Origin of the sequence: Streptomyces sp. NBC_00376 (assembly GCF_036077095.1) — a bacterium.
Lineage (GTDB): Bacteria > Actinomycetota > Actinomycetes > Streptomycetales > Streptomycetaceae > Streptomyces.
Window position 1 is genome coordinate 1,749,253 of the sequence record NZ_CP107960.1, and the last position, 15,357, is coordinate 1,764,609.

A 15,357-nucleotide genomic window follows, 5' to 3' on the forward strand; every position below is an offset into this window, starting at 1 on the left:
GCCCCCCGGGAGCCCGGGCAGGAAGGCGTCAGCGTGCCGGAATCCGTCGATGCGGTCGAGATGCAGGCGGCGTTGCTGCGGCTGCGCCGGACCAGTGGGCTGCCGGTGGCCTTCGGAGGGCTGCTCGCCGATGCCCGTCATGCCCGGATCGCCGAGCTGAACGGGGCGCAGACCAGCGTGCTGCGCGGGCTCGTCATCTCGGCGGGCAGCGGGCTCGGCGGCAAGGCGATCGCGCTGTCCCGGCCGTGCGCGGTGACCGACTACCACTCCTCGCGCCACATCAGCCACGAGTACGACCTGGCGGTCGCGGAGGAGGGTCTGCGCTCGGTGGTCGCGGTCCCGGTCGTGGTGCGGCGCAGGGTGCGCGGGGTGCTGTACGGGGCGCTGCGTGAGCCGATCACGCTCGGGGACCGCACGTTCGACGCGGCGGTCGCCGCCGCCCGCGACGTGGAACAGGCCCTGGCGGTGCGGGACGAGGTGCAGCAGCTGCTGGCCGTGACCCGGGAGCAGGTCACGGACCCGAGGGCGGCTCCGGAGGCATGGGAGGACGTCCGCGAGGCCCATCGCGAGCTCCGGGCCCTGGTCCCGAAGGTCGTCGACCCGGCACTGCGCGACGAGTTGCTCGCGGTGTGCGGGCTGCTGGCCTCGGCGGCCGGGGCCCGGACGGCCAGGCCCTCCGGGGTGCAGCTGGCCCCGCGCGAGCTGGACGTGCTGGCCTGCGTGGCGGCGGGGGCGACCAACGCGGTGGCGGCGGAGCGGCTCGGGCTGCGGCCGGAGACGGTGAAGGGCTATCTGCGTTCGGCGATGCGCAAGCTGGGGGCGCACACCCGGCTGCAGGCGGTGGTGGCGGCCCGGCGCGCGGGGCTGCTGCCGTGAGAGCTGTCCCGCACGGCCCGGAACACCGCACGCCCCACCGCATGCCTCACTCCCCGAAGTCGATGAACGTCGCGAACCGGATGCCGTACCCGTCGGCGCCGCCCGCCGACGGCGCCAGGACGGAGAGCATCCGTACGGCCTCCTCCGTGACCGCGTCGCGCTCCGCCCGGCTCAGCGTGCCGAGCGGCTGCACGGTGAGCATCGCCGCCCCGGAGCCCGGTCCGCCACCGTCGCCCAGCCGCCAGACCGCCGCGAGGAACCCGTCGACGAGCACCGTGCCGTACACCTGGTTGCCGTTCCCGTTGCGCCCTCGGTACTGCGGTGGGATCACCCGGGTACGGTCCGCGTGGCCGAGCAGCACGTTGTCGAACTCGGGCAGGAAGCGCGGCGGGGCCGGGGTGTCCTCGTCCGGGCGCGGGGCGTCTGGCAGGTCGAAGAGCTCGACCCCGTTCTCGTCCCGGAAGGTCATGAGCTGCGGCCGCAGCCGCTCGAACACCTCCCGCAGCCGGGTCAGCCCGGCCCAGGTCTGCATGTCCTTCACCGAGGCCGGCCCGAAGGCACCGAGGTAGCGCAGCACCGCGGCATCGGGCGCGAGGGCCGGCCGCGACGGGGCGCCGAGCCAGTGCTCGGCGGTGGTCAGTGCGACCTGGCCGCTCCTCCCCCACACCCCGCGCGGGGTGACCTGGACCAGCGGCAGCAGGCAGCGGGCGGCCACGCCCAGGGACTGCGGATCCGCGTCGGGCCACTCGGCGTGCAGCGCCTCGCGGATCTCCTTGGGCGTACGGGGCCGCTCCTCGACGAACTTCCTGGCGACCGACCCGAGCCGGTCCCGGTCCACCCCGGCGAGCCCCTTGCGGAAGATGTTGAGCTCCCGGTCGCGGGCCGGCTGGACCAGCGGGCGCAGGGTGAGCGCGTCGGCGGCGGTGTGCAGGTGGATGGTGGAGCGCAGGGTGACGATGCGGACCACCTCTCGGGACTCCATCAGCCCGGCGAGCTCGGCCGGGTCGAAGCCGTCGAGGCGGGCGCAGAGCTGGAAGTAGGGCGGTTTGGTGTTCTGTGCCTGAAGACCGACCAGGTGCTCCGCGGCGTCCTTCGCGGACATCGCGGTGCGACGCAGCAGCAACTGGCGCTCCAGCGTGGCGCGGTTCAGAGCGCGAGGGGAGAGCACGGCGGGTGTGGCGGAGTTCTTCCTGACGGGCATGGGTGCACGCTACGCGTCCTTGCGGACAGCTTCGGTCCTCATCGGGGAATGCGTCCCGCTTCCGCGCTCCGGCGCGGGCGGGAGTCCCGGGGGGAGCAGGCCGGGAACCGCGGCACAGCCTTCTAGAGCCGCCCGCCGCCGGCGCTGCCGTCGGTGAGGATGAGCTGCTGGAGATCGCGCAGGGCGGTGCCGGGTTCGAGGCCGAGCTCGTCCTGGAACACCCGGCGCGCGCGCTGGTAGACGTCGAGGGCCTCGGCCCGGCGGCCGGACTCGACAAGCGCGGTCATCTCCTTCTCCCAGAGCCCTTCCCGGAGCGGATTGCCGTCGCGCAGGGCGCGGAGTTCCGCGAGAGTGGCGATGTGACCACCGATCCGGTGGCTGGCGTCGATGCGCAACTCCGCAGCGGCGAGGCGGGCCTCTTCGAGGCGTTCGGCCTCGGTGCGGACGGTGGGCGAGACCGGGACGTCCTCCATGGCGGGGCCGCGCCAGAGTTCGAGGGCGCTGCCCAGGACGGTGAACGCCTTCTCGTAGGCGCCCGCGGCGAACAGCCCCTGGCCCTCGGCGTGGAGGGCCTCGAAACGGCAGGCGTCCAGTCGTGCCGGGTCGAAGACCAACCGGTAGCCCGGGGCCTTGGTGACCAGCACCGTGCGGTCCCGGTCACCGAGTTGGCGGCGCAGCCGCATCACATACTGCTGGACCAGATTGCGCTGGTCCCGATGTGGATGCGAACCGGGGGTCCAGAGCTCTTCGACCAGCCGATCGATGGATATGGTCCGGCCTGCGGCAGCGAGCAGCACTGCGAGGAGTATCCGGACTTTCGGTCCTCCCGCGGACTTCCACGTAAATCCATCGAGTATCTCCAACGCCCCGAGAACCCGAAAATCGCACATTCTTCGCCCCCCCATAACGAGCGTGAGGGGCCGACGGCCGAGCATTCCACAGGAATCGCGTCACTCGTCCCACTCGAACCCCACGCCATCCCGCCTCCATCCTCGCAACCGGACCGCTGTCCGGGCGACCCCCCTGGGGAATATGGCAAGAAGTCGACGACACATGTCGCCGTTCGGGGCTGCGCGCCTGCGTCGTCGGGGACGCTCGGGCGGCATGCCGACACCGTCGGCGCACGGGCCCGTGCGCCGACGGCAGCTCATGAGACGGCCGGAGGCGGTCAGTCGGCCAGGATCGCGCTCTCGCTCTCCCGTGCGGGCGGGACGTCGGGCGCACCACCGGCGGAGGCCTCGGCGGCCGGCCGTCGTCCCGGAAGGAAGAAGGCCGGGAGCAGGGCGAGAGCAGTGAAGAGCATCGCCCACCAGAACGGCGCGCCGAAGGATTCAGCCAGACCTCGGGCAACCGTCCCGCCGGGCTCCACCTGGCCGAGGGAGTGCACGTTCACGGGCAGTTCGTCCTTCAGCTGCTGCTGGAGCACGACGGCGAGGATCGTGGTGCCCAGGGAGGCGCCGACCCGCTGGAAGACGTTGAACGCGCTGGTCGCGCTCGGCGCGGTCTCCTTCGGCACGCTCGCGAAGGCGATCGTCATGGTCGGCATCATCGACGCACCCAGGCCGAACCCGCGGACCACCAGGGTGGCACCGAGGAGCAGTTGATCCGGGTGGGCGTCGATGAGCGCGTACGGAACGGTGCCGACCAGGGCCAGCACGATGCCGATGACCGTGAGGTTGCGGACGCCCAGTCGGGCGGTGAGCGCGTTCATCAGGACGATCGCCAGCAGGTAGCCCAGGCTCTGCGGAAGGAGGAGCAGCGCGGAGTTCAGCACGCTGGTGCCCCGCACGACCTGGTAGTACATCGGCAACGGGATCAGCACGCCGTACATCGCCATGCTCATCAGGAAACCGGCCAGCGTGCCGGACCTGAAGTTGGGCACCTTGAACAGCCGCAGGTCCAGCAGACCCTCCGTCCGGATGCGCAGCGCCCGCACGCCGAAGGCGAGCAGCAGCACCGCTCCGGCCACCAGGCCGCCGATCACCTTGCCGGACCCGAAGCCACCCGCCGAGCCGGCCTCGGAGAGTCCGTAGACGAGCAGTGCCAGGCCGGGCAGCAGCAGCACCAGGCCGGTCAGGTCGAGCCGGGCTCCGGCCGAGGGGGCGACGACGTTCTTCACCTTGGCCAGCACGAGCGCGATGGTCACGACGCAGAACGGGACGTTGATGAAGAAGATCCAGCGCCAGCTGAGGTGGTCGATGAGGACGCCGCCGAGCGAGGGGCCGATGAGCGGGGCGAACAGGGCGGGGATGGTGACGATGGACATCAGCTTGCCGAGCCGTTTGGGCCCCGCCGCCTGGGCCAGCAGCGCCTGGCCCACCGGGACCGCCAGGCCTCCGCCGATGCCCTGGATCACCCGGAAGATGATCAGGCTGGACGCGGACCAGGCCAGTCCGGAGAGCAACGAGCCGACCAGGAAGACGACCTGCGAGAAGATGACCGTCTGCTTCGCGCCGAACCGGGCCGTGGCCCAGCCACTCATCGGGATCGCCGCGGTGATGGCGAGCAGGTAACCGGTCACCACCCATTGAACGGTGGCGAGGTCGGAGTCGAACACTTTGGCCAGCGGCCCGATGGCGACGTTGATGATGGTCGCGTCCAGCAGGCTGGCGAAGCCGCCTAAGGCCATGATGCCGCTCAGCCACCAGAGTTCTGGAGTCACACGGTCGGACCCACCGGCCTCGACCGGAGCCTTTTTCGCTTTCACAACTGGCCTTCCCTCGTGGACCTTGCCCTGGAGCGCCATGCTTCCACAACATCTGTCATCTGTGCAACAGGTGTTGGATAGAGCGCTCCGGGTGTGTCCGACGGGCCCCGTCAGGCCGCGGCGTGCAGCTGCTCCGCGATCCGGGCGAGCACGTGCCGGCCCGATTCCGCCAGGAAGAAGTGGCCGCCGGGCACCTGTGAGAGCTGGAACCGGGCCGTGGTCTCGGCGCCCCAGCCGGCCATCGCCGCCGCGGTGGCCATCGGGTCGTCGGCTCCCGCGAAACCCCGGATCGGCACGGTCAGCCGCTCACCCGGCCGCTTGCGGTATCCGGCCGCCATGGCCAGGTCGGCCCGCAGCGCCGGGAACACCCGCGCCACCAGCCCCGGCCGGGCGAGCACACTCCCGGGCGTCCCGCCGGTGCGCCGCAGCCACTCGGTCAGTTCGGCGTCCGAACCGCTCCACTCCGGCTGCGGACGCAGCACGTCCGGTGCGACGCCGGCCCCGACGAACAGCCCGAGCGGCTGCCGCGACCGGGGCGAGCGTTCCAGTTCGTGCGCCAGGGCGAGGCCGACGACGCTGCCCACGCTGTGGCCGTAGAGGGCGTACGGGCCGTCCAGATACGGCTCCAGTACGACGGCGAGGCGTGCGGCCAGGGACCGGGCATCGTCGAACGCGGGCTCCCCCAACCGCTGTTCACGTCCGGGCGGCCGCACGGCGAGGACCTCCACCCCCATGTCCGGCCCGGCGTTCAGCCAGTCGCGGTAGACCCCGGCGCCGCCGCCCGCGTACGGCAGGCAGATCAACCGGACCCGCCCCGCCGCACCCTGGCCGGGCAGCTGCCGGATCCAGGGATTCCGTGTTCCGTCCGTCTCCGCCCGCGTCCCCGCCGCCATCCGGCCGCCCCTCCCTGTCCGGGTACCGACACCGTCACCGACGAGACGGTCTCCCCCGAGCGTTCCAGCGGCCGCACCGCCGGAACAGCAGCGGACGAGCAGGCCGAGCGGCGGGCCGGTACGACCTGACCGGTCGGGTACCTCGATGAGAGCCGCCGCAGCCAATCACAGGAGCAGTCCGTTCGAGGGGTAACAGCACCGGCGCACCGAGTGAGACTCGACCCGCCAACGTCAACTTCCTGTGCTGAAGGGTGGATCATGAGACCAAGTTCCGGAGGGACGGCGGTCCGCCTGGCGCGGCTGTCCCGGCACTGCGACGAACGATTCCTCTTCGTCCCCATGGATCACTCGGTGGCAGACGGTCCCATCGTCCCCGCCGCGCGGTTCAACGGACTCGTCCGCACGGCCGTGGAGGGCGGCGCCGACGCCGTCGTGGTGCACAAGGGGCGAGCGGCGAGCATCGAGGCGGGCCTGCTGCGGAACTGCTCCCTGGTCGTGCACCTGAGCGCCAGCACGGCGCACGCCCGCGACGCGGACGCCAAGGTACTGGTCGGCGACGTCGAGGAGGCCGTCCGGCTGGGCGCCGACGCGGTGAGCGTGCAGGTGAACATCGGCTCCGAGACCGAGAGCCGCCAGCTGGCCGACCTCGGTTCGGTGGCCGACGCCTGCCGGCGCTGGAACGTACCGCTGCTGGCCATGGTGTACCCCCGCGGGCCGCGGATCGCCGATCCGCACGATCCGGCGCTGCTCTCCCACGTCGTCAACGTGGCCGCCGACCTCGGCGCAGACCTGGTGAAGACGACCTGGGCGACGCCGCTGGAGCGGCTGGCGGACGTCGTGGAGAGCTGCCCGATACCGGTACTGGCGGCAGGCGGTCCGAGCAGTCCCGGTGTCGATCCGGTCGCGTACGCCGCCGAGGTGATGGCGGCCGGCTGCGCCGGACTGGCCATCGGCCGCACCTTCTTCGAGAGCAGCTCGCCCGCCCGCGTGATCCGCGCGCTCTCGGCCGTGGTCCACCGGGCCCCGGCCGGCGCCGGGCACGACTCCCTGCCCGCGGACCCGCTCGACCCGGCCCGGCCCGTACCGGTCCGTTGAGCAGGACAGGCCGCGGGCATCGCGCAGAATCCGGCCCCCGGCCGGCCCACCGCCTCGGACAACCACCGACGGAGACACCCCATGTATGAAGAGACCCGCGAGTTCATCCTGACCGTGATCAGGGACGTGATCAACCTCCCGCTGCCCGCCGAGGTCGAGGACGACCTGCCGCTCGGCGAAGAGGGCCTGGGCCTGGAATCGCTCGCCACGATCGAGCTGGTGCTCCAGCTGGAGGGCCGGTACGGCATCGAGCTGCCCGAGGAAGAGCTCGACCCAGCCCTCGTCCCGGACCTCCGCGCCTTCGTGCGGACCGTGGTCGAGCGGCGCGCGGCGACGGCGGAGAGCGTGGCCCGGTGATCACGGAGACGGAGCTCGTCCGACTCCTGGAGGACAGCGGCCTGCCCCTCGGCGAGTGGGACAGCGGCACCGAACTGGTCCTCGACTCACTGGCGTTCACCTGGCTGATCCATCTGCTGGAGGAACGCCACGGAGTCGTTGTCGCGGAGGAGGACGAGGAAGCGCTGGGAGCGAGCGACTCCGTCGGCGCGCTGCACCGCAACGTGCTCCGGCTGCAGTCCGCCGGAACCGGCCGGGAGGAGGCCGGCCATGCCTCGTGAGGTGGCGATCACCGGCTACGGAGTCCTGACAGCCTTCGGATTCGGCGCCGACGCCCTGCGCCGCGGCGTCTTCGGGGGCAGGCCCGGCTTCGTCCCCGTCAGCCGCTTCGACCCGACCCCCTTCCACGCCGGCCGGGCCGCCACCTTCGAGGGCGCCGGACCGGAGATTCCGGGGGTCGTGGTCAAGCCCGGCCACACACCGACCCAGGCCGAGGTGCTGCACGCCTGCACCGCGGAAGCGCTCCGGGTCGCGGGCACCGACGCCCGCGGCGCCCCCGTCCTGCTGGGCACCAACGGCGACCACTCGGCGGCCCGGACGTTCTGGACGGACCAGGCCGAGGGCCGCGACAGCACCGACCCGCGCATCCTGGACAGCCTGCCGGCGGCACTGCCCCGCCGGATCGGCGAGGCATTCGGCCTGGGCGCTCCGTGCCTGGCCTTCGTCAACGCCTGCGTCGCCTCGACCAACAGCATCGCGTACGGCGCCGAGCTGATCCGGCGGGGCTCGGCCGACACCGTGGTCTGCGGCGGCGCGTATCTGGTCACCGAGGACGTCTTCGCCAAGTTCGACTCCGGCAGGGCGCTCAGCAAGGAGGGCGTGGTACGCCCGTTCGCCGCGGGCCGGGCCGGGCTGCTCCAGGGCGACGGCGCCGCGGTGCTGGTGCTGGAGTCCGCCGAACGCGCACGGGCCCGCGGCGCCGAGGTGCTGGCCGAGCTGGCCGGCTGGGGCATGGCGGCCGACGCGTACCACGTGGTCAAACCGCACCCGCGGGGCGAGGGCCTGGCACGGGCCGCGAACGCCGCGCTCCGCCGGGCGGGGCTGGCGCCGAAGGACATCGGCTACGTCAACGCGCACGGGACGGGCACCCCGCTGAACGACGTGGCGGAGACGGCCGCGCTGCACGGCGTCTTCGGCGAACACGCGCCCCACGTGCCGGTCAGCTCGACCAAGAGCAGCACCGGCCACATGCTGGAGGCCACCGGCGCCGTGGAGGCGGTGATCACTCTCCTCGCGCTGCGCGACGGCCTGCTGCCGCCCACGATCGGCTACCAGGAGCCGGACCCCGCCTGCGACCTGGACTACGTCCCGAACCGGGCCCGGCCCGCCGAGATCACCCACGCGCTCTCGCTCAACGCCGCCTTCGGCGGGGTCAACGCCGCACTCGTGCTGAAGCGGGTGTGAGCGCGGTGACCGGCCGCCGACGCCCGTTCCGTCACAGCTCCACGGGAGGAACCAGATGACGATGCCGCTCGTACAGCCGATGGCCGTCGTGGCCGGGGCCTGCCGGGCACCCTGGGGAGCGGCCGCCGACGGCCTGCCCGGTGCGGCACCGGTCCCGCTGCCCAACGTCCCCGGCTTCGTGACCTCGCGGTTCAGTCCGCTGGTCGCCGCGGCCGTGGACGCCTGCCTGGGCGGACCGCAGGACGACTCCGGCCCGGTGGCCGGCCGCGGCGAGCGGACCGCGATCGTGCTCGCCACCGCCTGCGGGGACATCACCACGACGGACACCGCCACCCGGCGCATGGTCGCCGGGCAGGTGCACAGCCCGCTGCTGTTCTTCCAGTCGGTGACGACCTCGGTGCTCGGTCACGTCAGCAGGTGCTACGGCATCACCGGCCCGGTCAGCTGCGTCTCGGACGGCGGCGAACTCGCCCCGCGGGCACTGGAGCTGGCCGGGGTCATGCTGGAGGACGACTGGCTCGACCAGGTGCTGCTGATCGGCGTCGACATCGCGGCCGCCGAGCGCGTCGGCTGGGTGCGCGACCACCTGGACGGGGCGTACCCCCTGGGCCCGCTGCCGCGCGGGGACGCCGTCGTCACACTGCTGCTCCGCCGCGGCCCGGACGCCGACGGGCCCTCGCCGGCCCCGCCCCCCGCCGCACCGCCGCCGGCCGAGTACGGCTGGCTGGCCCCGCTGGTCGCGCTCTGCCCGGCGACCGGGCCGCGGCCCACCGCCTGATCCCCCGACCACTCAACCGCACAAGGAGTGTCCCGTGGAAAGAATCAGCTTCGGCGCCTTCCTGTCGCCACTGCACCCGCTGGGCGAGGACCCGGCGCTGAGCCTCTGGCGCGATCTCGAACTCGCCGAGTGGCTGGACCAGTTGGGTTACGAGGAGCTCTGGGTCGGCGAACACCACTCGGCCGGCTGGGGGACGGTCTCCTCGCCCGAGCTGTTCATCGCCACCGCGGCCGAGCGGACCCGGCGCATCCGGCTCGGCACCGGGGTCGTCAGCCTCCCGTACCACCACCCGTTCATGGTGGCCTCGCGGGCCGTGCAGCTCGACCATCTGACCGGCGGGCGCTTCACCCTCGGTGTCGGCGCTGGCTCGATCCCGTCCGACATGCACTTCCTGGGCATCGACCCGGCGGACACCCGCCGTCGCACCGCCGAGTCGCTGGACGTGATCCACCGGCTGCTCACCGGTGACGAACCGGTCACCCAGGTCACCGACTGGTTCGAACTGCACGATGCCCGGCTGCAGTTGCGTCCGCGTCGGGCCTCCGGCCTGCCGCTGGCGGTCTCCAGCGCCGTCTCCCCGTTCGGCATGCGGCTGGCCGGACAGTACGGTGCCGCCCCGCTCTCCTTCGGCGTCCCGCCCCGGCCGGGCTCCTCCGTCGACGACCTGGCCGCCCAGTGGCAGCACGCCGTGGATTCGGCGGCCGAGCACGGACGCACGATCGACCGGGCCGACTGGCGGGTCACCCTGTCGGTGCATGTCGCGGACAGCCGCGAGCAGGCGCTCGACGACCTCGTCGACGGCTGGATGCGCTATCGCAACGAGTACTGGGGGCTGCTCGGCACCCCGCCGGTGCACTCGCGGACGGAGGCCCGCAAGGCCCTGGCCGAGCTGATCGACCGGCGCAGCACGATCGTCGGCTCGGTCGACGAGTGCATCGACGCGGTACGCGACGTACAGGAGGCGACCGGCGGATTCGGCCGGCTGCTGGTGAACGTCCTGGACTGGGCGGACCGGGAGGCGATGAAGCGCAGCTTCGAGCTGTTCGCCCGCTTCGTGGCGCCCCGGTTCAACGGCTCGCTGGACGGCGTCGCGGCGTCGTACGGGTGGGTCGCCGAGCAGGCCCGGGCCCAGCGGGCCGCCGCCCGGTAGGCGGCGGCCGGTGAACGCCGGTCCCGTGAACGCGCTGTCCCGCCCGTGCTCCGGAGCACGGGCGGGACAGCGCGTTCACGGGTTCAGCCGCCGTACCGGGCCACCAGTTCCCGCTTGAGGACCTTGCCGCTGGGGCCGAGCGGCAGCGCGTCCACGAACTCCACCCGGCGCGGGTACTTGTACGCCGCCAGCCGCTCCCTGCTCCAGTCGACGAGCCGTGCCCCGAGGGCGGCGCCGGGGGACGATCCCGGACCGGCGACGACCACGGCGCAGACCTCCTCGCCGTGGCGCGGGTCCGGCACCCCCACGACGGCGACCTGGGCGACGGCGGGATGGCGCATCAGTACCTCCTCGATCTCCCGGGGGTACACGTTGTACCCGTTGCGCAGCACCATGTCCTTCTTGCGGTCCACGACGCCGAGGTAGCCGTCCTTGTCCTTGACTCCGAGGTCGCCGGAGCGGAACCAGCCGTCCACCAGCACTTCGGCGGTGGCCTCGGGCCGGTTGAGGTAGCCGGCCATCACGTTGTGCCCCCGGATCACGATCTCTCCGACCTCCCCGGCCGGCAGCAGCTCGATCCGGCCCTCCACATCGGCCCTGGCGATCTCCACCTCGACGCCCCAGACCGGTTTGCCGACCGTTCCGGGGCGCGGGGGCCAGGCACGCTGGTTGTAGGCGACCACGGGCGAGGTCTCGGTGAGTCCGTAGCCTTCGTACACGGTGCAGCCGAAGGTCCGCTGGAACTCCTCCAGGACCGTCACGGGAAGTGCCGATCCGCCCGAGAACGCCCGGTCCAGGGCGGGCCGGCGCGGGTCGCGGGCGGCAGCGTCGAGCAGGGCCATGTACATCGTCGGGACGCCCATGAACACCGTGCAGCGGCGGCGCACCATCAGGTCCAGCGTCCGTGCCGCGTCGAAACCGGACGTCAGCACCATCGTCGCGCCGGCGCGGAAGCAGACGCCCATGCCGCAGATCTGGCCGAAGGTGTGGAACAGCGGCAGGACGGCGAGCAGAATGTCGTCGGCCGTGAAGTCGAACGGGGAGAGCATCGTCACGCCGATGTTCATCGTGACGTTGAGATGGGTGAGCATGGCACCCTTGGGACGTCCGGTGGTGCCCGAGGTGTAGAGCACCACCGCCAGGTCGTCGGGCCGGCGCGGCAGGCAGTGGGCGAGCGGGGCGGCCGGTTCCGCGAGCGCGTCCAGCCGGGACTCCCGCGGCCCCTCCTCGTCGAGGACGGTGAGGACCGGCACTCCGGCCGCCCCGGCGCCCTTGCGGCCTTCTTCCAGCAGCGGCCCGGCGCAGACCAGCACACCGGCGCCGCAGTCGCCCAGGACGTACGCGATCTCGTCGGCCTTGAGCAGGGTGTGCACCGGCACCACGACCGCCCCGATCGCCAGGGCCCCGTAGTACGCCATGGGGAAGTGCTCCGTGTTGGGCAGCAGCAGCGCCACCCGGTCACCCGGACCCACCCCCCGGTCGGCCAGCACGGTCGCGTACTGCCGTGCCTGGTACCAGAGTTGGGCATACGTCAGCTCATGATCACCGAGGATCAGCGCCGGATGGTCCGGTCGCCGTGCCGCGGACTCGGCAAGGACCGCCGCCACCGAGAGAGACATCAGGACTCCGTTCGTCGATCGTTGCCCGGCGACCGCCGCCGGGTCCGCCAAAGGCGTCGGCGCCGGCCGGACGGGGGTGACCCGTCCGGCCGGCGCCGTCGTATGGAGCACCGCACGGGCCCGGCGGGCCGCGGAGCGGGTCAGCGCCCGGCCCGCTCCTGCGCGCGCGGGATGCCGAGGTCCCGCCAGATGCCGTCGACCGCCTCGGCGAACTTCTCCACGTCGCCCGTGGTGTGGGTGGCGGACGGGGCGACCCGGAGGATCTCCTCGCCGGCCCGCACACTCGGCGCGTTGATCGGCTGGACGTAGATCCCGTGCCGCTCCAGCAGCAGGGCGGATGCCTGCCGGCACAGGCCGTCGTCGCCGACGAAGACGGACACGATGTGCGACTGGTCCGAGACGAACGGGATGTCCCGCTCATTGAGCAGCCGGTGCAGCAGACCGGCGTTGGCCGCGAGCCGGGTGCGCTCCCGCTCGGAGGAGCGCAGGTGCTGGACGGCCGCGAGGGCGCCCGCGGCGGTGGCCGGCGGGATGGAGGTGGTGAAGATGAAGCCGCGGGAGAAGTTGCGGACGGCATCGATCAGCGCGGCGGGACCGGCGATGTAGCCGCCTGCGGTACCGAAGCCCTTGGCCAGGGTGCCCATGACCACGGTGAACTCGTCGGCGATGCCTTCGCGGGCGGCGATGCCCGCGCCCTGCGGGCCGTACATGCCGACCGCGTGCACCTCGTCGATGAAGGTGGTCGCCCCGTAACGGCGGGCCAGAGCGGCTGTCCCGGCGAGCGGTGCGATGTCGCCGGACATCGAGTACACCGACTCCAGCACGATCAGCTTGGGCCGCTCCGGGTCCGCGGCGGCCAGCAGTTCCTCCAGGTGCGCCATGTCGTTGTGGCGGAAGATCCGCTTCTCGGCCCCGGAGTGGCGCAGCCCGTCGATGATCGAGGCGTGGTTCAGCTCGTCGGAGAAGACGAGGGTGCCGGGCGCCCGGCCCGCCAGCACGGTCAGCGCACCGTCGTTGGCCGTGAAGCCGGAGGGGAAGATCAGCGCCTCCTCCTTGCCGTGCAGCGCCGCCAGCTCGTTCTCCAGCAGGACGTGGTAGTGGTTGGTGCCACCGATGTTGCGGGAGCCGCCGGATCCGGCGCCGAAGGCGTCGACGGCGTTCTTCATGGCTTCCAGGACGAACGGGTTCTGGCCCATGCCCAGGTAGTCGTTGCTGCACCAGACGCTGATCTCCACGTCGGTGCCGTCCTGCCCCTGCCGCGCCACGGCACTCGGGAACCGGCCGGCGCGTCGGCCGATCTCCAGGAACTCCCGGCGCCGGGCGCCGAATTCCTCCATCTCGCGCGCGAAGAAGTCCAGGTGCTTGTTCATCGGGTCAACTCACTCTCCGTGTAGGGAGCCGGTACGGATTCACGCAACCGCAGCCGCGGTTTGTCGGGCTTGCCCGAGGCGTTCAGCGGCAGTTCGTCCAGCAGCAGGACCTCCTCGGGCACGTGCAGGGGGGACAGGGCCGTACCGATGCGCGAGCGGACGTCCTCGACGGCGACCCGCGCACCCGGCCGGGGCACGATCGCGGCGTGCAGATGCTCGACGTTGTCCAGGTCGCGGACGCCGTACACGGCGGCCTGCGCCACTCCGGGCACCGCCAGCAGCTCGCGTTCGACGACGGCCGGGTAGACCTTGACGCCGTCGGTCTTGACGACGTCAGCGGCCCGGTCCAGCAGATGCAGGTATCCGCGCTCGTCGAAGCGGCCGATGTCGCCGGTGCGGTACCAGCCGTCGCGCAGCACACGGGCGCTGAGCGCGGGGTCCGACCAGTAGCCGGCCATCACGTGCGGCGAGCGCACCCAGACCTCGCCCGCCGTTCCGGTGGTCAGTTCCCGTTCGGTGTCCGGGTCGCGGATCGTGACCTCCACCTCGGGGAACGGACGGCCCACCGTGTTCAGCAGGCTCGGGTCCTGGTGGTCGCCGGGATCGAGCAGGGTGATCCGGCCGCCCTCGCTGGTGCCGTAGCCCTGCACCAGAACGGGGCCGAACACCTTGTTCGCCTCCGCGATCCGGGCCGGGGCGGCGGCGCTGCCGCTGTAGATCAGCTGACGCAGCGAGGTGAGGTCTAGGTCCTCGGTCCGGGCGTGGTCGAGGAGTCGGTAGAGGTGGGTGGTGGCCAGGAAGGTCCGGGTGATCCGGTGCTCGGCGACGGTCCGCAGCACCGCGTCCGCGTCCAGCTCCTCGTGCAGGTGGACGGCGCCGCCCGCGGCGAGCACCGCGTCGGCCATCGGCCCGACGGTGTGGCTGAGCGGGGTGGTGACCAGCAGCCTGGCCCGGTCGCCCTCGCCGATCGACGCGCCGGTGGCCGACACCACGCTGTCCCAGGCCCTGGCCGGCAGGCTGATGCCCTTGGGGCGCCCGGTGCTGCCGCTGGTGAACGCGATCAGCGCCAGCGCCTCCGGCTCCCAGACCGCGGCCGCCGCGTCCCGCGCCCCGCTGGTCGGCGGGACGACCCCTGCCCCGCGCACACCGGAACCGGTGACGGCGATCCGGCCGCGTGCCCGGTCGGCGAGCAGCACGGCGCGCGCCGCGTGCTCCTGGTCCGTGAACAGCACGGTGGCGGAGGTGTCCAGCAGGATGCGCAGCTGGGCTTCGGCGGACAGTACGTGGGACGTGTCTCCGGGGTTGGTGGAGCGCAGGTAGCAGACCGCGCCGCCGAGCAGATGCACCGCGTAGCGTACGGCGAGCATGTCCGGGCTGTTGGGTGCGACCAGGATGCCGACCACGCGGCCGGGCCCCACTCCCAGATCCCTGAGGGCGCCGGCGGCGCCGGTGACCGTGCGGGCGAACTCCCCCGCCGGGACGGGCCGCCCCCGCCAGTGCACGGCGGTGCGGTCGGGGTCGGCGTCGAGCGCGGACATGATGCGGGCCGCGTAGCCCCGGTGCCGGCTCCACCAGCCGTCCGGAACAACCATGGTGACCTCGATTCGGTGGGCGACTGCTTCTGGACCGGGGCGTCGCGGTCCTCCGCGGCGCCAGGCCAGCATTGCGGCGCCGAAGGACGGCGAGAAGATTCGGACGGCCTGCCCGATCGGGCGGCCGACCAGGGCGCGCTCCCCGATGGTGGAGGGTGTCGGCGCAGGTCAGGGGCTGTCCGCCGGTGTCTGTGCGGTGCCGCGTCAGGGGGTTTCGGCGGCGGCAGCACGATGGAGGTGGCAGATCGGCCAGGGTGTCGTCCCGCCGGTCAGGGC

At 72.6% G+C, this 15,357-nt stretch carries 14 protein-coding genes; 7 read left to right on the plus strand and 7 right to left on the minus strand.

All coding sequences use genetic code 11. The annotated features are described in order from the left end of the window. Positions 1 to 33: 33 nt before the first annotated feature. Positions 34 to 876: a helix-turn-helix transcriptional regulator gene (locus OG842_RS07845; protein WP_266728750.1), complete on the plus strand. Its 843-nt coding sequence runs from the start codon at positions 34 to 36 to the stop codon at positions 874 to 876. Between the two features lie 46 nt (positions 877 to 922). Here OG842_RS07845 and OG842_RS07850 read toward each other — a convergent pair whose 3' ends face one another. The 4 genes from OG842_RS07850 to OG842_RS07865 form a co-directional block, all read right to left on the minus strand. Further along, entirely contained in the window at positions 923 to 2,077 is a 1,155-nt protein-coding gene (locus OG842_RS07850; RefSeq protein WP_266728752.1) for a winged helix DNA-binding domain-containing protein, read from the minus strand. Positions 2,078 to 2,199: 122 nt separating this feature from the next. Then, positions 2,200 to 3,012 carry an AfsR/SARP family transcriptional regulator gene (locus OG842_RS07855; protein WP_323185712.1) on the minus strand — a complete coding sequence of 271 codons (813 nt, stop codon included), beginning with the start codon at positions 3,010 to 3,012 and terminating at the stop codon, positions 2,200 to 2,202. A 233-nt stretch (positions 3,013 to 3,245) separates the two neighbouring features. Next, the gene (locus OG842_RS07860) at positions 3,246 to 4,739 is read right to left on the minus strand and encodes an MDR family MFS transporter (RefSeq protein WP_266728756.1); all 1,494 of its coding nucleotides are present in this window, start codon (positions 4,737 to 4,739) and stop codon (positions 3,246 to 3,248) included. 155 nt (positions 4,740 to 4,894) lie between these two features. Further along, on the minus strand, positions 4,895 to 5,677 hold the full coding sequence (locus OG842_RS07865; protein ID WP_266728758.1) for a thioesterase II family protein: 783 nt from the start codon (positions 5,675 to 5,677) through the stop codon (positions 4,895 to 4,897). Positions 5,678 to 5,935: 258 nt separating this feature from the next. Here OG842_RS07865 and OG842_RS07870 point away from each other — a divergent pair, with 258 nt between their 5' ends. The 6 genes from OG842_RS07870 (at position 5,936) to OG842_RS07895 (ending at position 10,500) form a co-directional block, all read left to right on the plus strand. Next, positions 5,936 to 6,772: a 2-amino-3,7-dideoxy-D-threo-hept-6-ulosonate synthase gene (locus OG842_RS07870; protein ID WP_328512141.1), complete on the plus strand. Its 837-nt coding sequence runs from the start codon at positions 5,936 to 5,938 to the stop codon at positions 6,770 to 6,772. An 81-nt stretch (positions 6,773 to 6,853) separates the two neighbouring features. Continuing rightward, positions 6,854 to 7,129, plus strand: a complete 276-nt coding sequence (locus OG842_RS07875; protein WP_266728761.1) for an acyl carrier protein — start codon at positions 6,854 to 6,856, stop codon at positions 7,127 to 7,129. Then, entirely contained in the window at positions 7,126 to 7,389 is a 264-nt protein-coding gene (locus OG842_RS07880; RefSeq protein WP_266728763.1) for a hypothetical protein, read from the plus strand. The genes OG842_RS07875 and OG842_RS07880 overlap by 4 nt, the downstream gene beginning before the upstream one ends. Then, positions 7,379 to 8,572, plus strand: a complete 1,194-nt coding sequence (locus tag OG842_RS07885) for a beta-ketoacyl-[acyl-carrier-protein] synthase family protein (protein WP_266728765.1) — start codon at positions 7,379 to 7,381, stop codon at positions 8,570 to 8,572. The genes OG842_RS07880 and OG842_RS07885 overlap by 11 nt, the downstream gene beginning before the upstream one ends. Positions 8,573 to 8,627: 55 nt before the next feature. Next, positions 8,628 to 9,350, plus strand: coding sequence for a ketosynthase (locus tag OG842_RS07890; RefSeq protein ID WP_266728767.1), 723 nt, complete (start codon positions 8,628 to 8,630; stop codon positions 9,348 to 9,350). 34 nt (positions 9,351 to 9,384) lie between these two features. After that, on the plus strand, positions 9,385 to 10,500 hold the full coding sequence (locus OG842_RS07895; protein WP_328512142.1) for an LLM class flavin-dependent oxidoreductase: 1,116 nt from the start codon (positions 9,385 to 9,387) through the stop codon (positions 10,498 to 10,500). Positions 10,501 to 10,583: 83 nt separating this feature from the next. Here the strand turns inward: OG842_RS07895 and OG842_RS07900 are convergent, their stop codons facing one another. The 3 genes from OG842_RS07900 to OG842_RS07910 form a co-directional block, all read right to left on the minus strand. Continuing rightward, positions 10,584 to 12,119, minus strand: a complete 1,536-nt coding sequence (locus OG842_RS07900; protein WP_328512143.1) for a long-chain-fatty-acid--CoA ligase — start codon at positions 12,117 to 12,119, stop codon at positions 10,584 to 10,586. Positions 12,120 to 12,259: 140 nt separating this feature from the next. Continuing rightward, positions 12,260 to 13,489: a 5-aminolevulinate synthase gene (gene hemA / locus OG842_RS07905; protein WP_266728773.1), complete on the minus strand. Its 1,230-nt coding sequence runs from the start codon at positions 13,487 to 13,489 to the stop codon at positions 12,260 to 12,262. Further along, positions 13,486 to 15,081 carry a class I adenylate-forming enzyme family protein gene (locus OG842_RS07910; RefSeq protein ID WP_328512144.1) on the minus strand — a complete coding sequence of 532 codons (1,596 nt, stop codon included), beginning with the start codon at positions 15,079 to 15,081 and terminating at the stop codon, positions 13,486 to 13,488. Before OG842_RS07910 ends, hemA begins: the two co-directional genes overlap by 4 nt. Between the last annotated feature and the right edge of the window lie 276 nt (positions 15,082 to 15,357).

What these genes read in the sequence shown, in the direction of transcription:
- OG842_RS07850 (WP_266728752.1), bottom strand. Translation starts at nt 2,077, where the DNA reads ATGCCCGTCAGGAAGAACTCCGCCACACCCGCCGTGCTCTCCCCTCGC.
- OG842_RS07855 (WP_323185712.1), bottom strand. Translation starts at nt 3,012, where the DNA reads ATGCTCGGCCGTCGGCCCCTCACGCTCGTTATGGGGGGGCGAAGAATG.
- OG842_RS07865 (WP_266728758.1), bottom strand. Translation starts at nt 5,677, where the DNA reads ATGGCGGCGGGGACGCGGGCGGAGACGGACGGAACACGGAATCCCTGG.
- OG842_RS07870 (WP_328512141.1), top strand. Translation starts at nt 5,936, where the DNA reads ATGAGACCAAGTTCCGGAGGGACGGCGGTCCGCCTGGCGCGGCTGTCC.
- OG842_RS07875 (WP_266728761.1), top strand. Translation starts at nt 6,854, where the DNA reads ATGTATGAAGAGACCCGCGAGTTCATCCTGACCGTGATCAGGGACGTG.
- OG842_RS07885 (WP_266728765.1), top strand. Translation starts at nt 7,379, where the DNA reads ATGCCTCGTGAGGTGGCGATCACCGGCTACGGAGTCCTGACAGCCTTC.
- OG842_RS07890 (WP_266728767.1), top strand. Translation starts at nt 8,628, where the DNA reads ATGACGATGCCGCTCGTACAGCCGATGGCCGTCGTGGCCGGGGCCTGC.
- OG842_RS07900 (WP_328512143.1), bottom strand. Translation starts at nt 12,119, where the DNA reads ATGTCTCTCTCGGTGGCGGCGGTCCTTGCCGAGTCCGCGGCACGGCGA.
- hemA (WP_266728773.1), bottom strand. Translation starts at nt 13,489, where the DNA reads ATGAACAAGCACCTGGACTTCTTCGCGCGCGAGATGGAGGAATTCGGC.
- OG842_RS07910 (WP_328512144.1), bottom strand. Translation starts at nt 15,081, where the DNA reads ATGGTTGTTCCGGACGGCTGGTGGAGCCGGCACCGGGGCTACGCGGCC.